15 protein-coding genes, 2 rRNA genes and 1 riboswitch are annotated in these 18,008 nt (G+C 68.3%); of the genes, 3 read left to right on the forward strand and 14 right to left on the reverse strand.

The window, feature by feature from the left end; all coding sequences use genetic code 11:
- Window positions 1-81: 81 nt before the first annotated feature.
- Window positions 82-1,599 carry a glutamate--cysteine ligase gene (locus FNH08_RS22295; protein WP_152773265.1) on the reverse strand — a complete coding sequence of 506 codons (1,518 nt, stop codon included), beginning with the start codon at window positions 1,597-1,599 and terminating at the stop codon, window positions 82-84.
- Window positions 1,600-2,169: 570 nt separating this feature from the next.
- Here FNH08_RS22295 and FNH08_RS22300 point away from each other — a divergent pair.
- Both FNH08_RS22300 and FNH08_RS22305 read left to right on the forward strand, forming a co-directional pair.
- A complete protein-coding gene (locus FNH08_RS22300; RefSeq protein ID WP_152773266.1) occupies window positions 2,170-2,748 on the forward strand; it encodes a hypothetical protein in 579 nt (192 codons plus the stop codon).
- A gap of 413 nt (window positions 2,749-3,161) precedes the next feature.
- On the forward strand, window positions 3,162-3,356 hold the full coding sequence (locus tag FNH08_RS22305) for a DUF5999 family protein (protein ID WP_152773267.1): 195 nt from the start codon (window positions 3,162-3,164) through the stop codon (window positions 3,354-3,356).
- A gap of 95 nt (window positions 3,357-3,451) precedes the next feature.
- Here FNH08_RS22305 and gcvP read toward each other — a convergent pair whose 3' ends face one another.
- Window positions 3,452-6,337 (reverse strand): aminomethyl-transferring glycine dehydrogenase, encoded by a 2,886-nt coding sequence (gene gcvP, locus FNH08_RS22310; RefSeq protein ID WP_152773268.1) that lies wholly within the window; start codon window positions 6,335-6,337, stop codon window positions 3,452-3,454.
- A 176-nt stretch (window positions 6,338-6,513) separates the two neighbouring features.
- Window positions 6,514-6,608: riboswitch (glycine riboswitch) on the reverse strand.
- 121 nt (window positions 6,609-6,729) lie between these two features.
- Between gcvP and FNH08_RS22315 the strand changes: the two genes are divergently transcribed.
- Window positions 6,730-7,098 carry a PRC-barrel domain-containing protein gene (locus FNH08_RS22315; protein WP_322725107.1) on the forward strand — a complete coding sequence of 123 codons (369 nt, stop codon included), beginning with the start codon at window positions 6,730-6,732 and terminating at the stop codon, window positions 7,096-7,098.
- A 111-nt stretch (window positions 7,099-7,209) separates the two neighbouring features.
- Here the strand turns inward: FNH08_RS22315 and FNH08_RS22320 are convergent, their stop codons facing one another.
- The 12 genes from FNH08_RS22320 to FNH08_RS22375 form a co-directional block, all read right to left on the reverse strand.
- Entirely contained in the window at window positions 7,210-8,625 is a 1,416-nt protein-coding gene (locus FNH08_RS22320; RefSeq protein WP_322725109.1) for a DNA polymerase IV, read from the reverse strand.
- A gap of 76 nt (window positions 8,626-8,701) precedes the next feature.
- A complete protein-coding gene (locus FNH08_RS22325) occupies window positions 8,702-9,385 on the reverse strand; it encodes a MerR family transcriptional regulator (RefSeq protein ID WP_322725110.1) in 684 nt (227 codons plus the stop codon).
- A gap of 303 nt (window positions 9,386-9,688) precedes the next feature.
- A complete protein-coding gene (locus tag FNH08_RS22330) occupies window positions 9,689-10,162 on the reverse strand; it encodes a bifunctional nuclease family protein (RefSeq protein WP_005475662.1) in 474 nt (157 codons plus the stop codon).
- An 85-nt stretch (window positions 10,163-10,247) separates the two neighbouring features.
- A complete protein-coding gene (ftsR, locus tag FNH08_RS22335) occupies window positions 10,248-11,006 on the reverse strand; it encodes a transcriptional regulator FtsR (protein WP_152773269.1) in 759 nt (252 codons plus the stop codon).
- Between the two features lie 42 nt (window positions 11,007-11,048).
- On the reverse strand, window positions 11,049-11,879 hold the full coding sequence (locus tag FNH08_RS22340; protein ID WP_322725112.1) for an FHA domain-containing protein: 831 nt from the start codon (window positions 11,877-11,879) through the stop codon (window positions 11,049-11,051).
- Window positions 11,880-12,069: 190 nt separating this feature from the next.
- Window positions 12,070-13,026 (reverse strand): DUF881 domain-containing protein, encoded by a 957-nt coding sequence (locus tag FNH08_RS22345; protein WP_152773271.1) that lies wholly within the window; start codon window positions 13,024-13,026, stop codon window positions 12,070-12,072.
- 5 nt (window positions 13,027-13,031) lie between these two features.
- Window positions 13,032-13,364 (reverse strand): small basic family protein, encoded by a 333-nt coding sequence (locus FNH08_RS22350; RefSeq protein WP_003988855.1) that lies wholly within the window; start codon window positions 13,362-13,364, stop codon window positions 13,032-13,034.
- The gene (locus FNH08_RS22355; RefSeq protein WP_152773272.1) at window positions 13,361-14,266 is read right to left on the reverse strand and encodes a DUF881 domain-containing protein; all 906 of its coding nucleotides are present in this window, start codon (window positions 14,264-14,266) and stop codon (window positions 13,361-13,363) included. Before FNH08_RS22355 ends, FNH08_RS22350 begins: the two co-directional genes overlap by 4 nt.
- Window positions 14,267-14,370: 104 nt before the next feature.
- Window positions 14,371-16,866 carry a mannose-1-phosphate guanyltransferase gene (locus tag FNH08_RS22360; protein ID WP_152773273.1) on the reverse strand — a complete coding sequence of 832 codons (2,496 nt, stop codon included), beginning with the start codon at window positions 16,864-16,866 and terminating at the stop codon, window positions 14,371-14,373.
- A gap of 116 nt (window positions 16,867-16,982) precedes the next feature.
- Window positions 16,983-17,591: a CDP-alcohol phosphatidyltransferase family protein gene (locus tag FNH08_RS22365; RefSeq protein WP_322725113.1), complete on the reverse strand. Its 609-nt coding sequence runs from the start codon at window positions 17,589-17,591 to the stop codon at window positions 16,983-16,985.
- A 109-nt stretch (window positions 17,592-17,700) separates the two neighbouring features.
- Window positions 17,701-17,817: ribosomal RNA gene (rrf, locus tag FNH08_RS22370) — 5S ribosomal RNA — on the reverse strand.
- 86 nt (window positions 17,818-17,903) lie between these two features.
- Window positions 17,904-18,008, reverse strand: a 23S ribosomal RNA gene (locus FNH08_RS22375); the annotation flags it as partial.

Raw genomic sequence — 18,008 nt, forward strand, 5'->3', positions numbered from 1 at the left:
CAACCACCCTCCCCCGGGGGTCTGGGGCGGAGCCCCAGTGATGGGACGGGTAGGGGCGGCGGGGGCGAAAAAACCCGCCGCTCACCCCAACGGCACAGCCTCCGGCAACCCCACAGGCCACGTATGCACCGGCTCCCCCACATGCATCAACTCGCAGTACCTCCGAGTGGTCGCAGCCAGCGCAGCACCCCGGTCAAGCCCCTTCTCCAACGCCCGATGGAACGTCTCCGCCTGCCAGCTCGCCCCATTGACCCGCCGCCGACACCGCTCCTCGATCACCCCGAGGTAGAAGTCCCGGTCCGCCCGCTCGACCCCCCACGCGTCCAGCCCCACCTCAGCCAGCGGCAGCAGCTCGTCGCGCACGAGACTCACCGCGTCCACCTCCACGACCCCGCCGTACCGCCCCCGCCGGGGCCACCGCAGACGCGCGTCGATGCCATGACGGCACGCCTCGTCGAAGTTGGCGGCGGCGGCCTCGAAGGGCAGACGCGTCCACACCGGCCGCGACTCCTCGGCCAGCGCCCGCACGACCCCGTAGTAGAAGGCCGCGTTGGCGATGACATCCGTGATGGTCGGCCCCGCGGGCAGCACCCGGTTCTCCACCCTCAGATGAGGCACGCCGTCGGCGATCCCGTACACCGGCCGGTTCCACCGGTACACCGTCCCGTTGTGCAGGACGAGCTCCCCGAGCTTGGGAATGCCCCCCTCGTCGAGGGCACGCACCGGATCCTCGTCGTCACAGATGGGCAGCAGCGCGGGAAAGAAGCGCAGGTTCTCCTCGAAGAGGTCGTAAGCCGAGGAGATCCACCGCTCCCCGAACCACGTACGCGGCCGCACGCCCTGCGCCTGGAGCTCGGGCGGCCGAGTGTCGGTGGACTGCTGGAACAGCGGAGGCCTCGACTCCCGCCACAGCTCGTGCCCGAACAGGAACGGGGCGTTGGCACCCACGGCGACCTGCGCGGCGGCCACGGCCTGCGCCGCGTTCCACACGCCGGCGAACCGGTCCGGGGTGACCTGGAGGTGCAGTTGCACGGAGGTGCAGGCGGCTTCGGGCGCGATCGACTTCGACGTGCACACAAGCCGTTCGACACCGTCGATGTCGAGCGCGAAGTCCTCTCCCCGGGCGGCCACGATCTGGTCGTTGAGCAGGGTGTAGCGGTCCACGTCGGAGAGGTTCGAGGAGACCAGGTCGTCCCGGCCGAGCGTGGGCAGGATCCCGATCATCACGATGCCCGCGTCGACCTCACCCGCCTTCCGGTCGGCATAGGCCAGAGATGTGCGCAGCTCCTCGGAAAGCCGGTCGAATACGCGGCCCCCCAGCCGATGTGGGGCTATGTTGACTTCCAGGTTGAACATGGCGAGTTCTGTTTGGAAATCACGGCTCGCTATACGCTCCAACACTTGCGCATTCATCATTCTGGGCAGACCGTCGGCGCCCACGAGATTCAGCTCGATCTCCAGCCCCATCAGGTTCTTGGGCCGATCGAACCGCTTCTCCTCCAACAGTCGCCCGAGCACCGTCAGGCACTGACGGAGCTTGTCGCGGTAGCGGTGTCGATCGGACAGGTCGAACGACCCCGCCACGACCTTCTCCCCCATCGAAGTGTCCCCTCCTCGGATGGGCGGGCCGACGATCCGGCCGCTGCTGTCCCGGGTCACGGTGGATGATGCCCAGACAGCGCGATCGATAACGTCCTCCATTCGGGTCTCTCGATAGCGCCCCCGGGCGGGCCCGTCACCCGCTACGCTGAACGAGTACCCATTGGCACATTCAGTAGGCATGAAGTAGTACGCGGTTTCTACGTCCCGCGATCTCGTGAAAAACGCCGACGAGAACCGGCCGACCGTTGCCCGGCGAAATTTCGAGGTCACCGGCACACACCACACGTGTAATCGGGATGAACCCCGCGTTTTCAAGACCGAATAGTGTCTTGCTCTTCATATCCGCGACGGCTAGCGGAAACATCTTCTGAACACGTCTCGTATAAAATCCGCGAAACGAGGCAGAGAGTTGGCGCTCGCGGTCCTCGGCCTGCCGTCAGGTGACGTACGGCAGTCCGCCCTCCCGCACCGGACCCCAAGCCCACGCCTCTCTGATCCCGAGAGCTGACAGCGCCGTCCGCCCCCGCCCTCGCGCCACCGTGCCTGTCGAATGAGAGGCGACCCACCATGCCGCTGCATGTCCCCCCGGCTCCCGCGCCCGCATTGCGCACCGTTCTCACGGCACTCGGATCCCCCACCGCCGTCCGAGAGGCACGTACCCCGTCCCTGCGCACAGCCCAGGGACCCTTGACGCCCGAACTCCCGCTGCCCGTCCACGTACTCGACCGCATCACCCCCGAGGGCGCGTCCGCCACCCGGCTCGCCGGGTGGCGTTTCCTGATCCGCTGCGGTGGCCGCGCGGTGGCCGCCGCGGAAACCAGGATGACGCCCGACGGCTGGGCCTTCTCGCACTTCTTCGAGGGCCCGTACGTCGCCGCCACCGAACTCGCCCTGCGCGAGGCGGAGTCCGTGCAGCAGCCGTACCAGGCGCGTCTGCTGTCGGTGCCCGAGTTGTACATGCTCACGCTCTGGCTCCACGGTGACTGCACCGCGGACGGCGCCACCGGCCACCCGGCCGCGACGGACCTCCTCGTCCCGCTGGCTCCCGCACCGCCCGGCATCGCGGCCAACCGCCCCCACCGGGTCGCGGACCTGCTGCCGGTCCTGACCCACCGGGTGACTCCCGCCCCGCTGCTGAGCGCCTGACTCCTCAGACCTCGACGACCTGCGTACCCCGCCCCGGAAATGACCGGCGGCGGGGCACTGCTTTCGCACTGGCGGGATTCCCCGCTCTTTAGGGCGCGATAACGCTCGTACGAGCCAAAAAAAGGCCCTCGCCCGGTATGGACTAGCCCCATCCGACCACGGCGAACCACCCGAAGGGACAGTGCCGTCGCGATGAACCGACCGCACGTGAGATGCGTCATCAATCTGTGAGAAAGCGGTGCTGCAAAAGCGCTGCGGATTGACGCTCGTAGGGCAACACTGGGACCGACCGACTTATCACAACGGGGGCGGCCATGAACAACGCTTCAAGCCGCGAGTCAGCCACAACAGACATCACACACGCCACGACAGCCATCCCACCCACAACGACAGAGCGAAAGATCCCTACCACCATGTGCCAGCACCAGCCACCGTGTCCGACCGCCGAATCCGCCGACCGGGAGTCCGCCCGCCTCGTGGCGCACCACCCCGAGCAGGGATGGAGCCTCCTCTGCAACGGCGTTCTGCTCTTCGAGGACACCGGTGAGCTCCTGCCTGACGGCCAGATCATCGCACCGCGCCGCGCGCAGGCGATGACGGTCGCCTGAGCCGCAGGCAACACGGGCGGGCAACCGCCCCGAGAAAGAAGGGGCCGGCCGGAGACACACTCTCCGAACCGGCCCCGACGCGCGTCGAGGTGTGACTACTCTTCGTAAGCGTCCAGCGGCGGGCAGGAGCAGACCAGGTTCCGGTCGCCGAAGGCCTGGTCGATCCGGCGCACCGGCGGCCAGTACTTGTCCGCGGCCGAGACGCCCGCCGGGAACACTGCCTCCTCGCGCGTGTAGGCGTGCTCCCAGTCCCCGCCGAGCGCGGCGGCCGTGTGCGGGGCGTTCCGCAGCGGGTTGTCGTCCGCCGGCCACTGCCCCGAACCGACCCGCTCGATCTCCGCGCGGATCGCGATCATCGCCTCGCAGAATCGGTCAAGCTCGGTCAGATCCTCGGACTCGGTCGGCTCGATCATCAGCGTTCCGGCCACCGGGAACGACATCGTCGGCGCGTGGAAGCCATAGTCGATCAGCCGCTTGGCGACATCGTCGACGGTCACGCCGGTCGCCTTGGTCAGCGGCCGAAGGTCGATGATGCACTCGTGCGCGACAAGCCCGCCGGGACCCGTGTAGAGCACCGGGTAGTGCGGCTCCAGGCGCTTGGCGATGTAGTTGGCGCTGAGGACCGCCACCTGGGTGGCGCGCTTGAGCCCCTCACCGCCCATGAGCCGGACGTACGCCCAGGAGATGGGCAGGATTCCCGCGGAGCCCCAGGGGGCGGCCGAGATCGGACCCACGCCCGTCTCGGGGCCGGCCGCGGGCTGGAGCGGGTGGTTCGGCAGGTACGGCGCCAGGTGTGCCCGTACGCCGACCGGGCCCACACCCGGACCGCCGCCGCCGTGCGGGATGCAGAACGTCTTGTGCAGGTTCAGGTGCGAGACGTCGCCGCCGAAGTGGCCGGGCTTGGCCAGGCCCACCAGCGCGTTGAGGTTGGCGCCGTCGATGTACACCTGGCCGCCCGCATCGTGCACGGCCGCGCAGACATCGGCGACATGCTCCTCGAACACACCGTGCGTCGACGGGTACGTGATCATGAGCACCGCGAGTTCGTCGCGGTACTGCTCGATCCTGGCCCGCAGGTCCTCGACGTCGATCTCGCCGTCCTCGGCGGTCTTCACGACGACGACCTTCATGCCGGCCATCACCGCGCTGGCCGCGTTCGTGCCGTGCGCGGAGGACGGGATGAGGCAGACCGTGCGCTGCTCGTCACCGTTGGCGCGGTGGTAGCCGCGTACGGCGAGCAGACCGGCCAGCTCTCCCTGCGATCCGGCGTTCGGCTGGAGCGACACCTTGTCGTATCCGGTGACCTCGGCGAGACGTTCCTCCAGCTCGGTGATGAGCGTGAGGTAGCCCTGGGCCTGGTCGGCGGGCGCGAAGGGGTGCAGCTGCCCGAATTCGGGCCAGGTGACCGGTTCCATCTCGGTGGTCGCGTTGAGCTTCATCGTGCAGGAGCCCAGCGGGATCATGCCGCGGTCGAGGGCGTAGTCGCGGTCGGCCAGCCTGCGCAGGTAACGCAGCATCGCGGTCTCGGAGCGGTGCTGGTGGAAGACCGGGTGGGTCAGGTAGTCGTCGGTGCGCAGCTGCGCGGTGGGCAGCGTGTCCTCCGTCGTCGCGTCCAGCGCCTCGATGTCGCCCTCGACACCGAACGCCCCCCACACCGCTCCCAGCTGGGCCCGCTTGGTCGTCTCGTCGCACGCGATCGACACCCGGTCGGCGTCCACGAGCCACAGGTTCACCCCGTGCTCGCGCGCGGCCGCGACGACCTCGGCGGCCCGGCCCGGCACCCGCGCGGTCAGCGTGTCGAAGTACGCGCCGTGCACGACCTCGACCCCGCCCGCGGTGAGACCGGCGGCGAGGATCGTGGCGTACCGGTGCGTACGCCGGGCGATGGCCCGCAGCCCGGCGGGGCCGTGATAGACGGCGTAGAGGCCGGCCATCACGGCGAGCAGCACCTGCGCGGTGCAGATGTTGCTGGTGGCCTTCTCCCGGCGGATGTGCTGCTCCCGCGTCTGCAGGGCGAGCCGGTACGCCTTGTGTCCGTCCGCGTCCACGGAGACGCCCACGAGCCGCCCGGGCAGGCTGCGCGCGAACTTCTCGTGCACGGCCATGTAGCCGGCGTGCGGCCCGCCGAAGCCCATCGGCACACCGAAGCGCTGCGTCGTACCGACCGCGATGTCGGCGCCCAGCTCTCCGGGCGAGGTCAGCAGGGTGAGCGCGAGCAGGTCGGCGGCCACGGTGACCAGCGCGCCCAGCTCGTGCGCCTGGTCGATGACGGGCCCCAGATCGCGTACGACACCGGAAGCGCCCGGGTACTGCAGGAGCACACCGTTGATCTCGCGCTCGGCGATCCCGGCCGGGATGCCCTCGCTGAGATCGGCGACGACGACCTCGACCCCGGTGGGCTCGGCACGCGCCTCGATCACGGCGATGGTCTGCGGCAGCGCGTCGGCGTCGACCAGGAAGAGACCCTTCTTGTTCTTGCCCATGCGTCGTGACAGCGCCATCGCCTCGGCGGCCGCGGTGCCCTCGTCGAGCAGCGAGGCCCCCGAGGTCGGCAGACCGGTGAGGTCGGCGACCATCGTCTGGAAGTTCAGCAGTGCTTCGAGGCGCCCCTGCGAGATCTCCGGCTGGTACGGCGTGTAGGCCGTGTACCAGGCCGGGTTCTCCATGACGTTGCGCAGGATGACGGGCGGCGTGAACGTCCCGTGGTAGCCGAGCCCGATCATGGAGTCCAGCACCTGGTTGCGGTCCGCGAGGGAGCGCAGCTCGGCGAGGACCTCGGCCTCGGTGCGCGCACACGGCAGTTCCAGCGTGTCGGCGTTCTTGATCACGTCCGGTACCGCGGCGGTGGTCAGCTCGTCGAGCGAGCCGTACCCGACCTGAGCGAGCATCTTCGCCCGGGCCTCCAGGTCAGGGCCGATATGGCGCTGCTCGAAGGGGGTGCCCTGTTCGAGTTCGGCGAGCGGAATGCGATCGGCGGTCATTGCGGAGGCCTCCTGGTCTGACGCGACCTTCGAGGGGCACCACGACACGGGCGCCCGGACGGCCTCCCCCTCTGTCATCTCAACCTGAGAGCTTCACCGGGGCCGCCCGAGGGTCCCGGCTTTCACCGTCGGTGAGAGCGGAAGCCGTCGACACCCGCTCTGCTTTCCAGAGTGACCTCGTCCGTGCGGTACAGGGGCCTGAGAGATTCCGGGGAGGAGTTGCTCCTTCGGCGCCTCCGATGGAGCTGGAGGACTCTCCCGCACAGGGTCAGCAGCCGCTGTCAGAGTACCAGCGCGGTCAACGCACGCGTCTTCGAGTGGCCACCTTCCCCGATGTGCCTTTTTGTAGTGCTAGGGATGAGTTGCCCCCTATGCGATGACTTGGAGGGCCCGTGCAGACCGACATCGATCCGCGCAACCTGATCGGCCGCAAGGCGTTCGACCGCAAGGGCACCAAGATCGGCACGGTCGACGAGGTGTACCTCGACGACGCGACCGGAATCCCCGAGTGGGCGGCGATACGCATGGGCCTGTTCAGCCGTGACGCCTTCGTCCCCCTGGAGCCCAGCGAACTGGTCGAGGGCGCCCTTCGCGTCCCCTTCGACCGCGCCCTCATCAAGGAGGCCCCCGACTTCGGCGTCGGCCGCCACCTCTCCCCGGAACAGGAACTCCAGCTCTACCACCACTACGGCCTGGACATCGCGCCTCCTCCCCCGCCGGACCGCGAATTCGGCAAGATCGCGGGCAAGGAGGAAGCCTGAAGCACCACCGCCCTCGAACCGCGGCCCCACGACGTCCGCGGGTTCACCCAAACGCCGCAGCACCCCCACGGCAGCCTCGGCTCGCCCTCCACTCCACTCTCCTCACACGCCTCAAGTCCGGCCGGCGGCCTCCGGCGGACGCCCCGTACCCGAGCCGTGGGCTGTCTCCCGTACCAGCCCTGGAGTCACCACGCTCGGCCCACCCGGTATCAGAGGCAACGGATCAGCCGGCTGGAGGGCCTGGTCCTCGGTGCGGAAGGTGCGCACCCGGCCTGGCGCCGAGTCAGGCGTCTCGAAGCGCACGGTCACCCGGCCCAGCCCACTGCCCTGCACCCACCCGTGCCCGAACTCGGCATGGCGTACGTCATGCCCTGCGGGCCAATGCCGCTCGACGGGCGCGGCCTCCTCCCGGGCGAGCTCCTCCGCCGTGTCCTCCTCGTCGAGGTGCGTCTCCCCCGCCGCCTGCGCGAACAGGTCCTCCTGCGTGTAGTCGGCGAGCCCACTGACGCCCACTCCGAGCAGCCGCACGCCTCCCGTGGTGTCCACGGCGTCCAGCAGTCGCGCTGCCGCCTCCCGCACCACCGCGGGGTCGTCCGTGGGCCCGCGCAAGGTCTCGGACCGGGTCAGTGTCGAGAAGTCGAATCTTCGTACCTTCAGCACGATAGTCCGCCCCGAGAGCCCCGCCCCGCGCAGCCGCCGCACGCACCGGTCCGCGAGCCGCTGCACCTCCATGCGGACCCGGACGCGATCGTGGATGTCCACGTCGTACGTGTCCTCCACCGACACCGACTTGGTGTCCCGCTCGGCCACCACGGGGCGATCGTCGTGGGCCAGCGCCATTGCGTACAGGCCGTGCCCGTGCGCCTTCCCCACCAGCCGGACGAGCTCGTCCTCACCCGCCTCCGCGATCTCCTCGACCGTCGTGATCCCGGCCCGTCGCAGATGGTCGCCTGTCGCGGGCCCCACCCCCGGCAGGATCCGCACCGACTTCGGCCCGAGCAACGCCCGCTCGGTCCCCGGCGCGATGAGCACGAGCCCGTCGGGCTTGGCCTCCTCGGACGCGATCTTCGCGAGCATCTTGGACGCGGCGAGCCCCACCGACCCGGTCAGCCCGGTCACGGCCCGGATGTCCGCGCGCAGCTTCGTCCCCGTGAGCCTCGCCGACTCCGCGTCCCAGGCCGCTCCCCCGGCCTCCAGGTCGACGAACGCCTCATCCAGGCTCAGCGGCTCCACCAGCGGCGACAGGGCCCGCAGCAGCCCCATGACCTGCTCGCTGATCGCCCGGTAGAACTCGAACCGCGGCACGAGATACGCGGCGTTCGGCGCGAGGCGCCGCGCCTGGGCCATGGGCATCGCCGAATGCACCCCGAAGCCGCGTGCCTCGTACGAGGCGGTGGCGACCACCCCGCGCGGCCCGAGCCCGCCCACGATGACGGCTTTCCCACGCAGGCTCGGCTTGGACGCCTGCTCCGCCGAGGCGTAGAAGGCGTCCATGTCGAGATGCAGGATCGTGGGCGCGGTTCTCACATCTCCGATGCTGCCCTACGCCACTGACAATGAGGGGGTACGCAGCGCGCACAGGTCCCCCGCGGCCACGCGTCCCTCAGACCGCCCGGTTCCGCCGCCGCGCCAGCTCATCCGCGGGGTTGTGGCCTACGAGCGTCTCGCCCGTGTCGACCCGCTCCCCGTGCAACTGCGACAGCGCACTCTCCACGTCCCGCCACACCACGCCCACGGCGATCCCGAAGATGCCCTGCCCGCCCTGGAGCAGGGCGTGGACCTCGTCGGGGGACGTGCACTCGTAGACGGTCGCACCGTCACTCATCAGCGTCATCCGCTCCAGGTCCCGGAAGCCACGCTCTCTGAGGTGCTGGACAGCGGTGCGGATGTTCTGCAGGGACACACCGGTGTCGAGGAACCGCTTGACGATCTTCAGGACGACGACGTCCCGGAAGCTGTACAGCCGCTGCGTACCCGAGCCGTAGGCGGGCCGGACGCTCGGCTCGACGAGCCCCGTGCGGGCCCAGTAGTCGAGCTGCCGGTAGGTGATGCCCGCTGCCGCGCACGCGGTGGGGCCGCGGTAACCGATCTGCTCCGCGGCCTCGGATGCCGCCCCCGCGTCGACCGGTACTGCCGTCGGCCTGGGCGGAACGTGATCGGCTGCGTCGCCGTGATGGGGGTACCCCCTGCTCGAGCGGAGCCGAGAGCTTGGGGGAGGGTACGGGCCGCTCTCCCCCGGACTGCGTCCGGGGGAGCCCCCAGCCGTACCGTCGCCGCTGCTTCTCACGCCGACCTCCGTCCTTGACCTGCCTTCTCGACGTTAGGCAGTCACCAGGGGTGCGTCAACGATCGCCACACTCGGCACGCCGAGTGATAATCACCCAACGAGTGGTTTCCCGTGCCCTCCCGCGGGGAAAGGCTGGCCGAATGCGCTTCCGGCGAGCCGCGTCACGCCTCGCTGCCACCGGGACACACGGCGCACACGACCACGAATCGCCCCGGCCATATCCGGCCTTTCGGCTGCCTTACGCGAATCGGTCCTGCGGATCCGCTGGAATACGGCGGACCGCGCTCCGGACCCTCGGCCGCGTCACTGGCTGTTGGTGCCGAAGTCCTCGGGAGAGATCTGGTCGAGGAACTCGCGGAACTTCTCCACCTCGTCCTCCTGCTCGTCCGGGATGGCGATGCCGGCGTCGTCGAGCACTCCATCGCTGCCGAAGATCGGCGTCCCGGTGCGCAGGGCCAGCGCTATGGCGTCGGACGGGCGTGCGCTCACCTCAACCCCGCTGGCGAACACCAGCTCCGCGTAGAAGACGCCCTCACGCAGATCCGTGATGCGCACTTCCGTGAGCTCCTGGCCGACGGCCTCCAGCACGTCCTTGAACAGGTCGTGGGTCAGCGGTCGAGCGGGGGCCATGCCCTGCTGGGCGAAGGCGATCGCCGTTGCCTCCCCCGGCCCGATCCAGATGGGGAGGTAACGGTCGCCTCCCACTTCACGCAGGAGCACGATCGGTTGGTTGGAGGGCATTTCGACCCGGACACCTACGACATCGAGCTCGTTCACACAGCAACCCTAGGCCGTGCGCGGGACGTTTGGGTAGTCGGGCAGAGATTGGCCCATCAGACCGGCCACGTCCCACCCCGGAGAGTCAGGGCAGCCTTACTCCGAGCGCGGTCCGCACCAGAGCGGCATGCAACTTCACCGTGAGCCCCGCCAGCTCCTTCGTACGGGCCTCCGCATGGGCCCTGGTCTGCGGGTTGCGGTGGCGTCGCAAGGGGGCCACCACCTGGTCGACGAGGCCCGCCTCACGATCTGCGGCGGCTTTCATGGCCCGCAGGTGCCGTGGCTCGATCCCGAACCGCCCGAGTTCCACCAGAAGGGTGGCGACGGTCGCCGTCTCCGGGTCGTACGCGCCGTCGGGCAGCGCGCAGACGAGGCCGTACGACTCCCACTCGGCCAGCTGCTCCTCGCCGATCCCGGCCGCGGCCAGGAGCTCTTCACGCCCGAGCCGGGCCACCGTCGGCTCCTCGGGCTCACCGTAGAGCTCCTCGAGTCGCTGCTCCCCGCCCTCGGTGTCCCGTTGGCGCCCCAGCACGGGCATCCTTACCGGCTCACCTCGCTCCAGGGCGTCCAGATGCTCCCGGATCACCTTGAGCGGCAGATAGTGGTCCCGCTGCATCCTCAGCACGTGCCCTAGACGCTCGACGTCCTCCGCGCTGAACTTCCGGTACCCCGAGGGGGTCCGCTGCGGCTCGACCAGCCCTTCCGACTCCAGGAAACGGATCTTGGAGATCGTCACTTCGGGAAACTCGTCGCGCAGCACGTTCAGCACGGTGCCGATGCTCATCAGTCCGCTGTCCGTGGCGGCGGCGCCGGTCCCGGCACCGCCGCTCGGTGTATGAAGCATGGACCTTCCCTGGGGGTCCCCCCAGACGGAGTCTGGGGAAGCTCAGTAGCCCCGCTGGCTCGCGTAGAAGACCAGGCGGTACTTGCCGATCTGCACCTCGTCACCGTTCGCGAGCGCGACCTGGTCGATCCGCTCCCTGTTGACGTACGTACCGTTCAGGCTGCCGACGTCGGCGACCGTGAAGGAGCCGTCCGGACCGCGACGGAACTCCACATGACGGCGCGAGACGGTCACGTCGTCCAGGAAGATGTCGCTCTGCGGATGGCGCCCCGCCGTGGTCAGGTCGCCGTCCAGGAGGAACCGGCTGCCCGAGTTGGGACCGCGGCGCACCACGAGGAGAGCCGAGCCGAGCGGCAGCGCGTCGACGGCCGCCTGAGCCTCGGGCGACAGCGCCGGGATCTGCGTCTGGCCGGTGGTCTCGGAGTCGTACGCCTCAAGGCCCGAGATGGAGATCGTGGAGGTCGTCTCGGACGGACGCTCGGGAGTCGCCCCGGCCCGCAGCGGCGCGCCGCAGTTCGAGCAGAAACGGCTGTTTTCAGCGTTGCGGTTCCCGCACCTCGTACAGACCAGGGCCGACATGGACGGATCCTCCTGCCGCGGCTGCCCCGCCGGGGCATTGGATGCGTACGGGCCGGGGCCGGACCCTCCACCCGCACCTGAGGTTGACGGATCTCCGAAACCTATGCGGCCGGACTGGGCAGGGTCAACAGACGGCGCGCCCTGACCTCCGGAAATGTCACCGCCCGGACCAGCGACCTGATCGCGGAACATGGGGCGCTGGCCCTCATCGTCGGGCTGTGCACGATGGCGAGCGGTAGCGTTGTCGCTACCCTCTCGCGCGCTCTTGCCGAACAACTTCGCAAACAACTTCACGGGCGATTCCCCTTGACCGAAACAGACCCGCCCGTGGGGCAGGACGAACCCTGATTGACCACATCGGTCGACCCGGACATCTTCACAACGTCCGTATCCACCTGACAGTTTCCACCACGCACCACCCGTTCGGTGCGCCGACCCCCCGCAACCTCATGCCCCCGCCGGACCGGCCCCATGCACCGGGGGTTCACTGGGAGGACGACCGAGCGTAGTCAGGCCGCTTCACCGCTCGCAAGGCGTCCACGATGATCTTGTCCGCCCGTTCCACGATCACGGTGGCCTGCTCCTTCTCCAGCGTCTGCACTACGCCTCCCGGGATGTTCAGCGCGGGCTCCAGGTCCTGCGGCTTGCCGATGACCTTGAAACGATAGGGCTGGGTGATCTTGTTCCCGTCGACGCTGATCCCCTTGCCGGAGTCCGTCAGATACGTGCCGGCGACGACCCGTACGCCGTTCACCTGGATCGCCTCCGCCCCGGCCGCGCGCAGCTCCTGGATCGCGTCGAGCAGCATGTCCGCCTCGACCGCCCCCTTGGTGTCGTTGATCGTCAGCGTGATGCCAGGCCCCTGTGCCGCCACCGTGCCCGCGAGGATGCCGAGCTGTCGCTCCTTCTCCACCGTCTGCTTACGCGCCTCCTCGGCCTGGTCCGAGCTGTTCTCCAGCTCGGTGCGCTGGTCTTCGAGACCCTGCTTCTCCTCTTCCAGACGCTGAGTACGGTCATCCAGTTCATCAAGGATGCGAACGAGGTCTGCCTGACGTGCGCCGCGCAGGGCGCTGTCGCTGTCGCTGTTGGAGGCCACCTGCACGGCCAGGCCGAAGCCGAGGCCGAACAGCAGCAGGGCGACGATGAGTTGGGCGCGGGTCACGCGCGGCGGCCACAGCCCCATGAGGAGCCGCTGTCGACCGGTGAGAACAGGCGCCTCCGGCTCCGCGGGCGCCTCCTCCTGCTCGGGCTCCTCGGAGGCGTCGGCGAACTCGGAGGGCACCTCTTCAGGAAGTTCCCGCCGCAGGCGCGTCGTGGGAGTCTCCTCCTGACCGCGGTTTTCCTGACCGCGGTTCCCCTGGCCGCCGTCCTTCTGACCACCGATCTTCGGGCCGCTGTCCTTGCGCAGGTTCGTCGTCGGCTTTTCGTCGCGCTCGCTCATCGGCCTCACGCCCGGAAGACGTGCCGGCGGATCGCCGCGGCGTTGGAGAAGATGCGGATACCGAGGACGACCACGACACCCGTGGACAGCTGAGCGCCGACACCCAGCTTGTCGCCCAGGAACACGATCAACGCGGCCACGACCACATTCGACAGGAACGACACCACGAAGACCTTGTCGTCGAAGATGCCGTCCAGCATCGCGCGCAGGCCTCCGAACACGGCGTCGAGCGCCGCCACGACGGCGATGGGGAGATACGGCTCGACCACCGCCGGTACCTCGGGCCGGACCAAGAGTCCGGCCACGACTCCCACGACGAGGCCCAGTACGGCGATCACGATGTGCCCTTCTCAGTTCTCGGTTCTGCAGTTCGTACGATCACGCTCGGTGCGGCAGGCAGCCGGACGTCACCCTCGACGGAAATGCCCGTCCGGATCCCGAAATTCTCCTGCAGAGCATGCAGGTACAACCCGTCGGGGCTGTTCTGGAACCTGGTGCTCAGCTTTTTCCCGTCCCCCACGGCAAGCACCGTGTACGGCGGCACCAGCGGCTTGTTGTCGACCAGTATCGCGTCGCCCGCGGCCCTGATCGCGGACAGAGCGGTCAGCCGCTGTCCGTTGATCGAGATCGCCTCCGCCCCCGACTGCCACAGCCCGTTGACAACCCTCTGCATGTCGCGGTCACGGACACGCCCGGTGTCGGAGAACCCGGAGGTCTCGCGCGGGTCGCCGTCACCGCCCGAACTGGCTTCCTTGGCGTCGTTGACGACGAGTTTGACGCCGGGGCCGTGCACCTCGACGGCACCCGACAGGATGCCCACGAGGTCCCCCTGGTCGCCTCCGCCGTGCTTTCTGAGTGCCTCGCGCTGCCGGGCGCTCACGTCGGCGCGCAGCCCGTCGACGGTGCCTTCGAGCTTGTCCGCGGCCGCGGTCTCGCGCCCGATCCGGTCGATGAGCTCCTCGCGCTCCTTGGCCACGACCGGGGCGGCGACCCGCGCCTGCGCCGCTCCCACGGTCACCACGAGGGCCGCGAGTACCAGACCGGCGGCGAGCCCGAGCTTGGCCCGCATGGTCTTGGGCATGCCGCTCGTACCCTCCGCCTGCTTGCGGGCGGCCGCCTCGGCATACCCGTCGTCGAGGCTGTGATCCATGACATTGGTGAGCAGCGACATGGAGGCGTCCGGGCGCGAGGCTCGCGTTGGTGTGCTCCGAACGGGGGGCTGCTGCGGCATGCCGCACATCGTCGCACGTGGCGGCCCATACCTCCGAATGGCCCCACCGATGACCCGATCGGCGTGCCGGACAGACCCCGTTGGGGGCACTTGTCCGGCACGCGCGGGTGTGCTCAGCGCCCGGCGCTGTCCACTACTGCCGACCACTCGTCCAGGAGGGCCTGCGCGGACGCGTCGTCGGGACCTTCGGCCCACAGATGCGTGACGGCCTCGGCCGGGTCGGGCAGCACCATCACCCACCGCCCGTCGGTCTCCACCACCCGCACGCCGTCGGTCGTATCGACAAAGCGATCCCCGGCGGCCTCCACGACCCGCCGCATGACCAGTCCCTTGACCGCCCAGGGGGTCGCGAGATCCCGCTTGAGGACGTGCGCCCGCGGAATCCTCGCGTCGATCTGGCTGAGCGTGAGCTGCGTCCGGGCCACCAGCCCGATCAGCCGTACGAAGGCCGCAGTGCCGTCGAAGACGCTGCTGAACTCCGGCACGATGAACCCACCACGCCCGTCACCCCCGAAGATCGTGGAGTCGTCGCGCCCGACCCGGGTGAGATCATCGGGCGAGGTGGTCGTCCACTCCACCTGCGTCCCGTGGTACGCCGCCACCTGCTCGGCGATCCTCGTCGTGGTCACCGGCAACGCGACCCGCCCGCTCCGTCGCTCCGCGGCCACCAGATCGAGCATCACCAACAGCGCCCGGTCGTCCTCGACGATGCGCCCCTTCTCGTCAACCAGCGAGAGCCGCTCACCCACGGGGTCGAACCGCACGCCGAACGCGGCCCGCGATGACGCCACGATCTCGCCCAGCCGTACCAGCCCCGACCGCCGCATGTCCGCGGTCTCCGTCGGCCGTGACTCGTTGAGACCGGGATTGATGGTCAGCGAGTCCACCCCGAGCTTGCCGAGCAGACTGGGCAGGACGAGCCCGGCGCTGCCGTTGGACGCGTCCACGACGACCTTGAGACCCGACTCGGAGATCCCGGTCGTGTCGACGTTCCGCAACAGCGATCCGGTGTACGAGTCGAAGACACTCGCCGGGAAGTGCAGGTCACCGATCTCTCCGGGGAACGCCCGCCGGTACTCCTGGCGCGCGAACACCCGGTCCAGCTTCCGCTGGCTCGCCTGGGAGAGGTCGGCCCCCCGTCCGTCGAAGAACATGATGTCCACGGAGTCCGGCACTCCGGGCGTGGTCCGGATCATGATCCCGCCGGCGCTGCCCCGACCGGTCTGCTGCCGGGCGACCGGCAGCGGCACGTTCTCCAGGTCGCGTACGTCGATGGCACTGGCCTGGAGCGCCGAGATGACCGCCCGCTTCAGCGCACGGGCGCCTCGGGAGTGGTCGCGTGCCGTGGTTACCGTCGAGCCCTTCTTGAGAGTCGTCGCGTACGCCCCCGCGAGTCGCACGGCCAACTCCGGCGTGATCTCCACGTTCAGGATGCCGGACACACCGCGGGCGCCGAACAGATGCGCCTGCCCTCTTGATTCCCAGATCACCGAGGTGTTGACGAAGGCGCCTGCCTCGATGGTCTTGAACGGATAGACGCGTACGTTCCCCTGCACGATCGATTCTTCACCGACGAGGCACTCGTCACCGATGACGGCACCGTCCTCGATCCGCGCGGCCCGCATGATGTCGGTGTTCTTTCCGACGACACAGCCCCGCAGATTGCTGTGCTGCCCGATGTACACGTTGTCGTGGACGACGGACTTGTGCAGGAAAGCCCCGCTCTTCACGACGACATTCGACCCTACGATGGTGTGCTCACGGATTTCGACGCCGGCCTCGACCTTGGCGTAGTCACCGATATACAACGGCCCTCGCAGTACGGCGTCGGGATGCACCTCGGCGCCCTCCGCGATCCACACCCCGGGCGAGAGCTCGAAGCCGTCGATCTCGACGTCGACCTTGCCCTCCAGGACGTCGGCCTGCGCCTTCACGTAGCTCTCGTGGGTACCGACGTCCTCCCAGTAGCCCTCGGCCACATAGCCATAGACCGGCTTGCCGTCCTTCATCAGCTGAGGGAAGACATCTCCGGACCAGTCGACGGGAACGTCGGGCTCGACATAGTCGAAGACTTCGGGCTCCATCACATAGATGCCCGTGTTCACCGTGTCCGAGAAGACCTGACCCCAGGTGGGCTTCTCCAAGAAGCGCTCCACCTTGCCTTCCTCGTCCACGATGGTGATACCGAATTCCAGAGGATTCGGCACCCGCGTCAGACAAACGGTGACCAGCGCACCCTTTTCCTTGTGGAAATTGATGAGCTCGGTGAGGTCGAAGTCGGTCAGAGCATCGCCGGAGATGACGAGGAACGCGTCGTCCTTCAGTGCTTCCTCGGCGTTCTTGACGCTCCCGGCAGTTCCGAGTGGCTTCTCCTCATTGGCATAGGTGAGCTCCATCCCGAGCTCCTCACCGTCACCGAAGTAGTTCTTGACGAGCGAGGCCAGGAACTGAACAGTTACGACGGTCTCATTGAGCCCATGCCTTTTGAGCAGCCGCAAGACGTGCTCCATGATCGGGCGGTTCGCCACGGGCAGGAGCGGCTTGGGCATGCTCGAGGTCATGGGGCGAAGGCGTGTGCCTTCGCCTCCGGCCATCACGACGGCCTTCATGTCGGAAGCGTCCTCCTTGAAGAGACGACGGTCTAGCCGACTTCACCCGTCCAGATTGTCCCGCACTTTTCCGACACGGGCCATCAGGCCACTACGACCGCCCAATCGAGGCGGGCTCAATCGGCCATGGCGTCCGCCCTGACAAGTCGGCGGACCTGAACCACGTAGAGGATCCCTGCCCACCAGTACAGCGTTGTACCCCATCCGGCGAACGCCCATCCGAAAATAGCAGCCAGTGACGAGATCCATCCACTTCCGTCACTGAGCAACAGCAACGGGAAGGCGTACATCAAGTTGAAGGTAGCGGCTTTCCCCAGGAAGTTCACCTGGGGCGGCGGATAGCCGTGGCGTCTGAGGATACCCACCATCACCAGCAGAACCAGCTCTCGCACCAGAAGTACAGCAGTCAACCAAAGGGGCAGAATCTCGCGCCAGGTGAGACCGACCAGCGTCGACAGAATGTAGAGCCTGTCAGCCGCGGGGTCGAGGAGCCGGCCCAGGCTGCTGATCTGGTTCCAGCGCCGGGCCAGCTTGCCGTCCAGGTAGTCGCTGACGCCGCTGAGCGCCAGCACCAGAAGAGCCCAGCCGTCGCTCTTGGGCCCGCCGAACTCCGGCCAGAGGATCAGCCACAGGAAGACGGGCACACCGACGAGCCTCGCCATGCTGAGGATGTTCGGGATGGTGAGGACCCGGTCTGTCTGGATCCGGGTCTCCTGGACCTCCACCCGGGGGCCTCCTGTGGGAAACGAGCCAACGATGCCCCCTGACCTTACCTCAACGCAAAAAAGCTCCGGCTCCTGGGCAGGTTGCCCAAGAGCCGGAGCCATAAAAGGAGTTCGGCGGTGTCCTACTCTCCCACAGGGTCCCCCCTGCAGTACCATCGGCGCTGTAAGGCTTAGCTTCCGGGTTCGGAATGTAACCGGGCGTTTCCCTCACGCTATGACCACCGAAACACTATGAAACTGTTCAGCCGCACCGTATGTGGCCATACGGGGCTGTTCGTGGTTTCAGAACCAACACAGTGGACGCGAGCAACTGAGGACAAGCCCTCGGCCTATTAGTACCAGTCACCTCCACCCGTTACCGGGCTTCCAGACCTGGCCTATCAACCCAGTCGTCTACTGGGAGCCTTACCCTCTCAA

Source organism: Streptomyces spongiae (assembly GCF_009377185.1).
Taxonomy (GTDB): Bacteria; Actinomycetota; Actinomycetes; order Streptomycetales; family Streptomycetaceae; genus Streptomyces; species Streptomyces spongiae.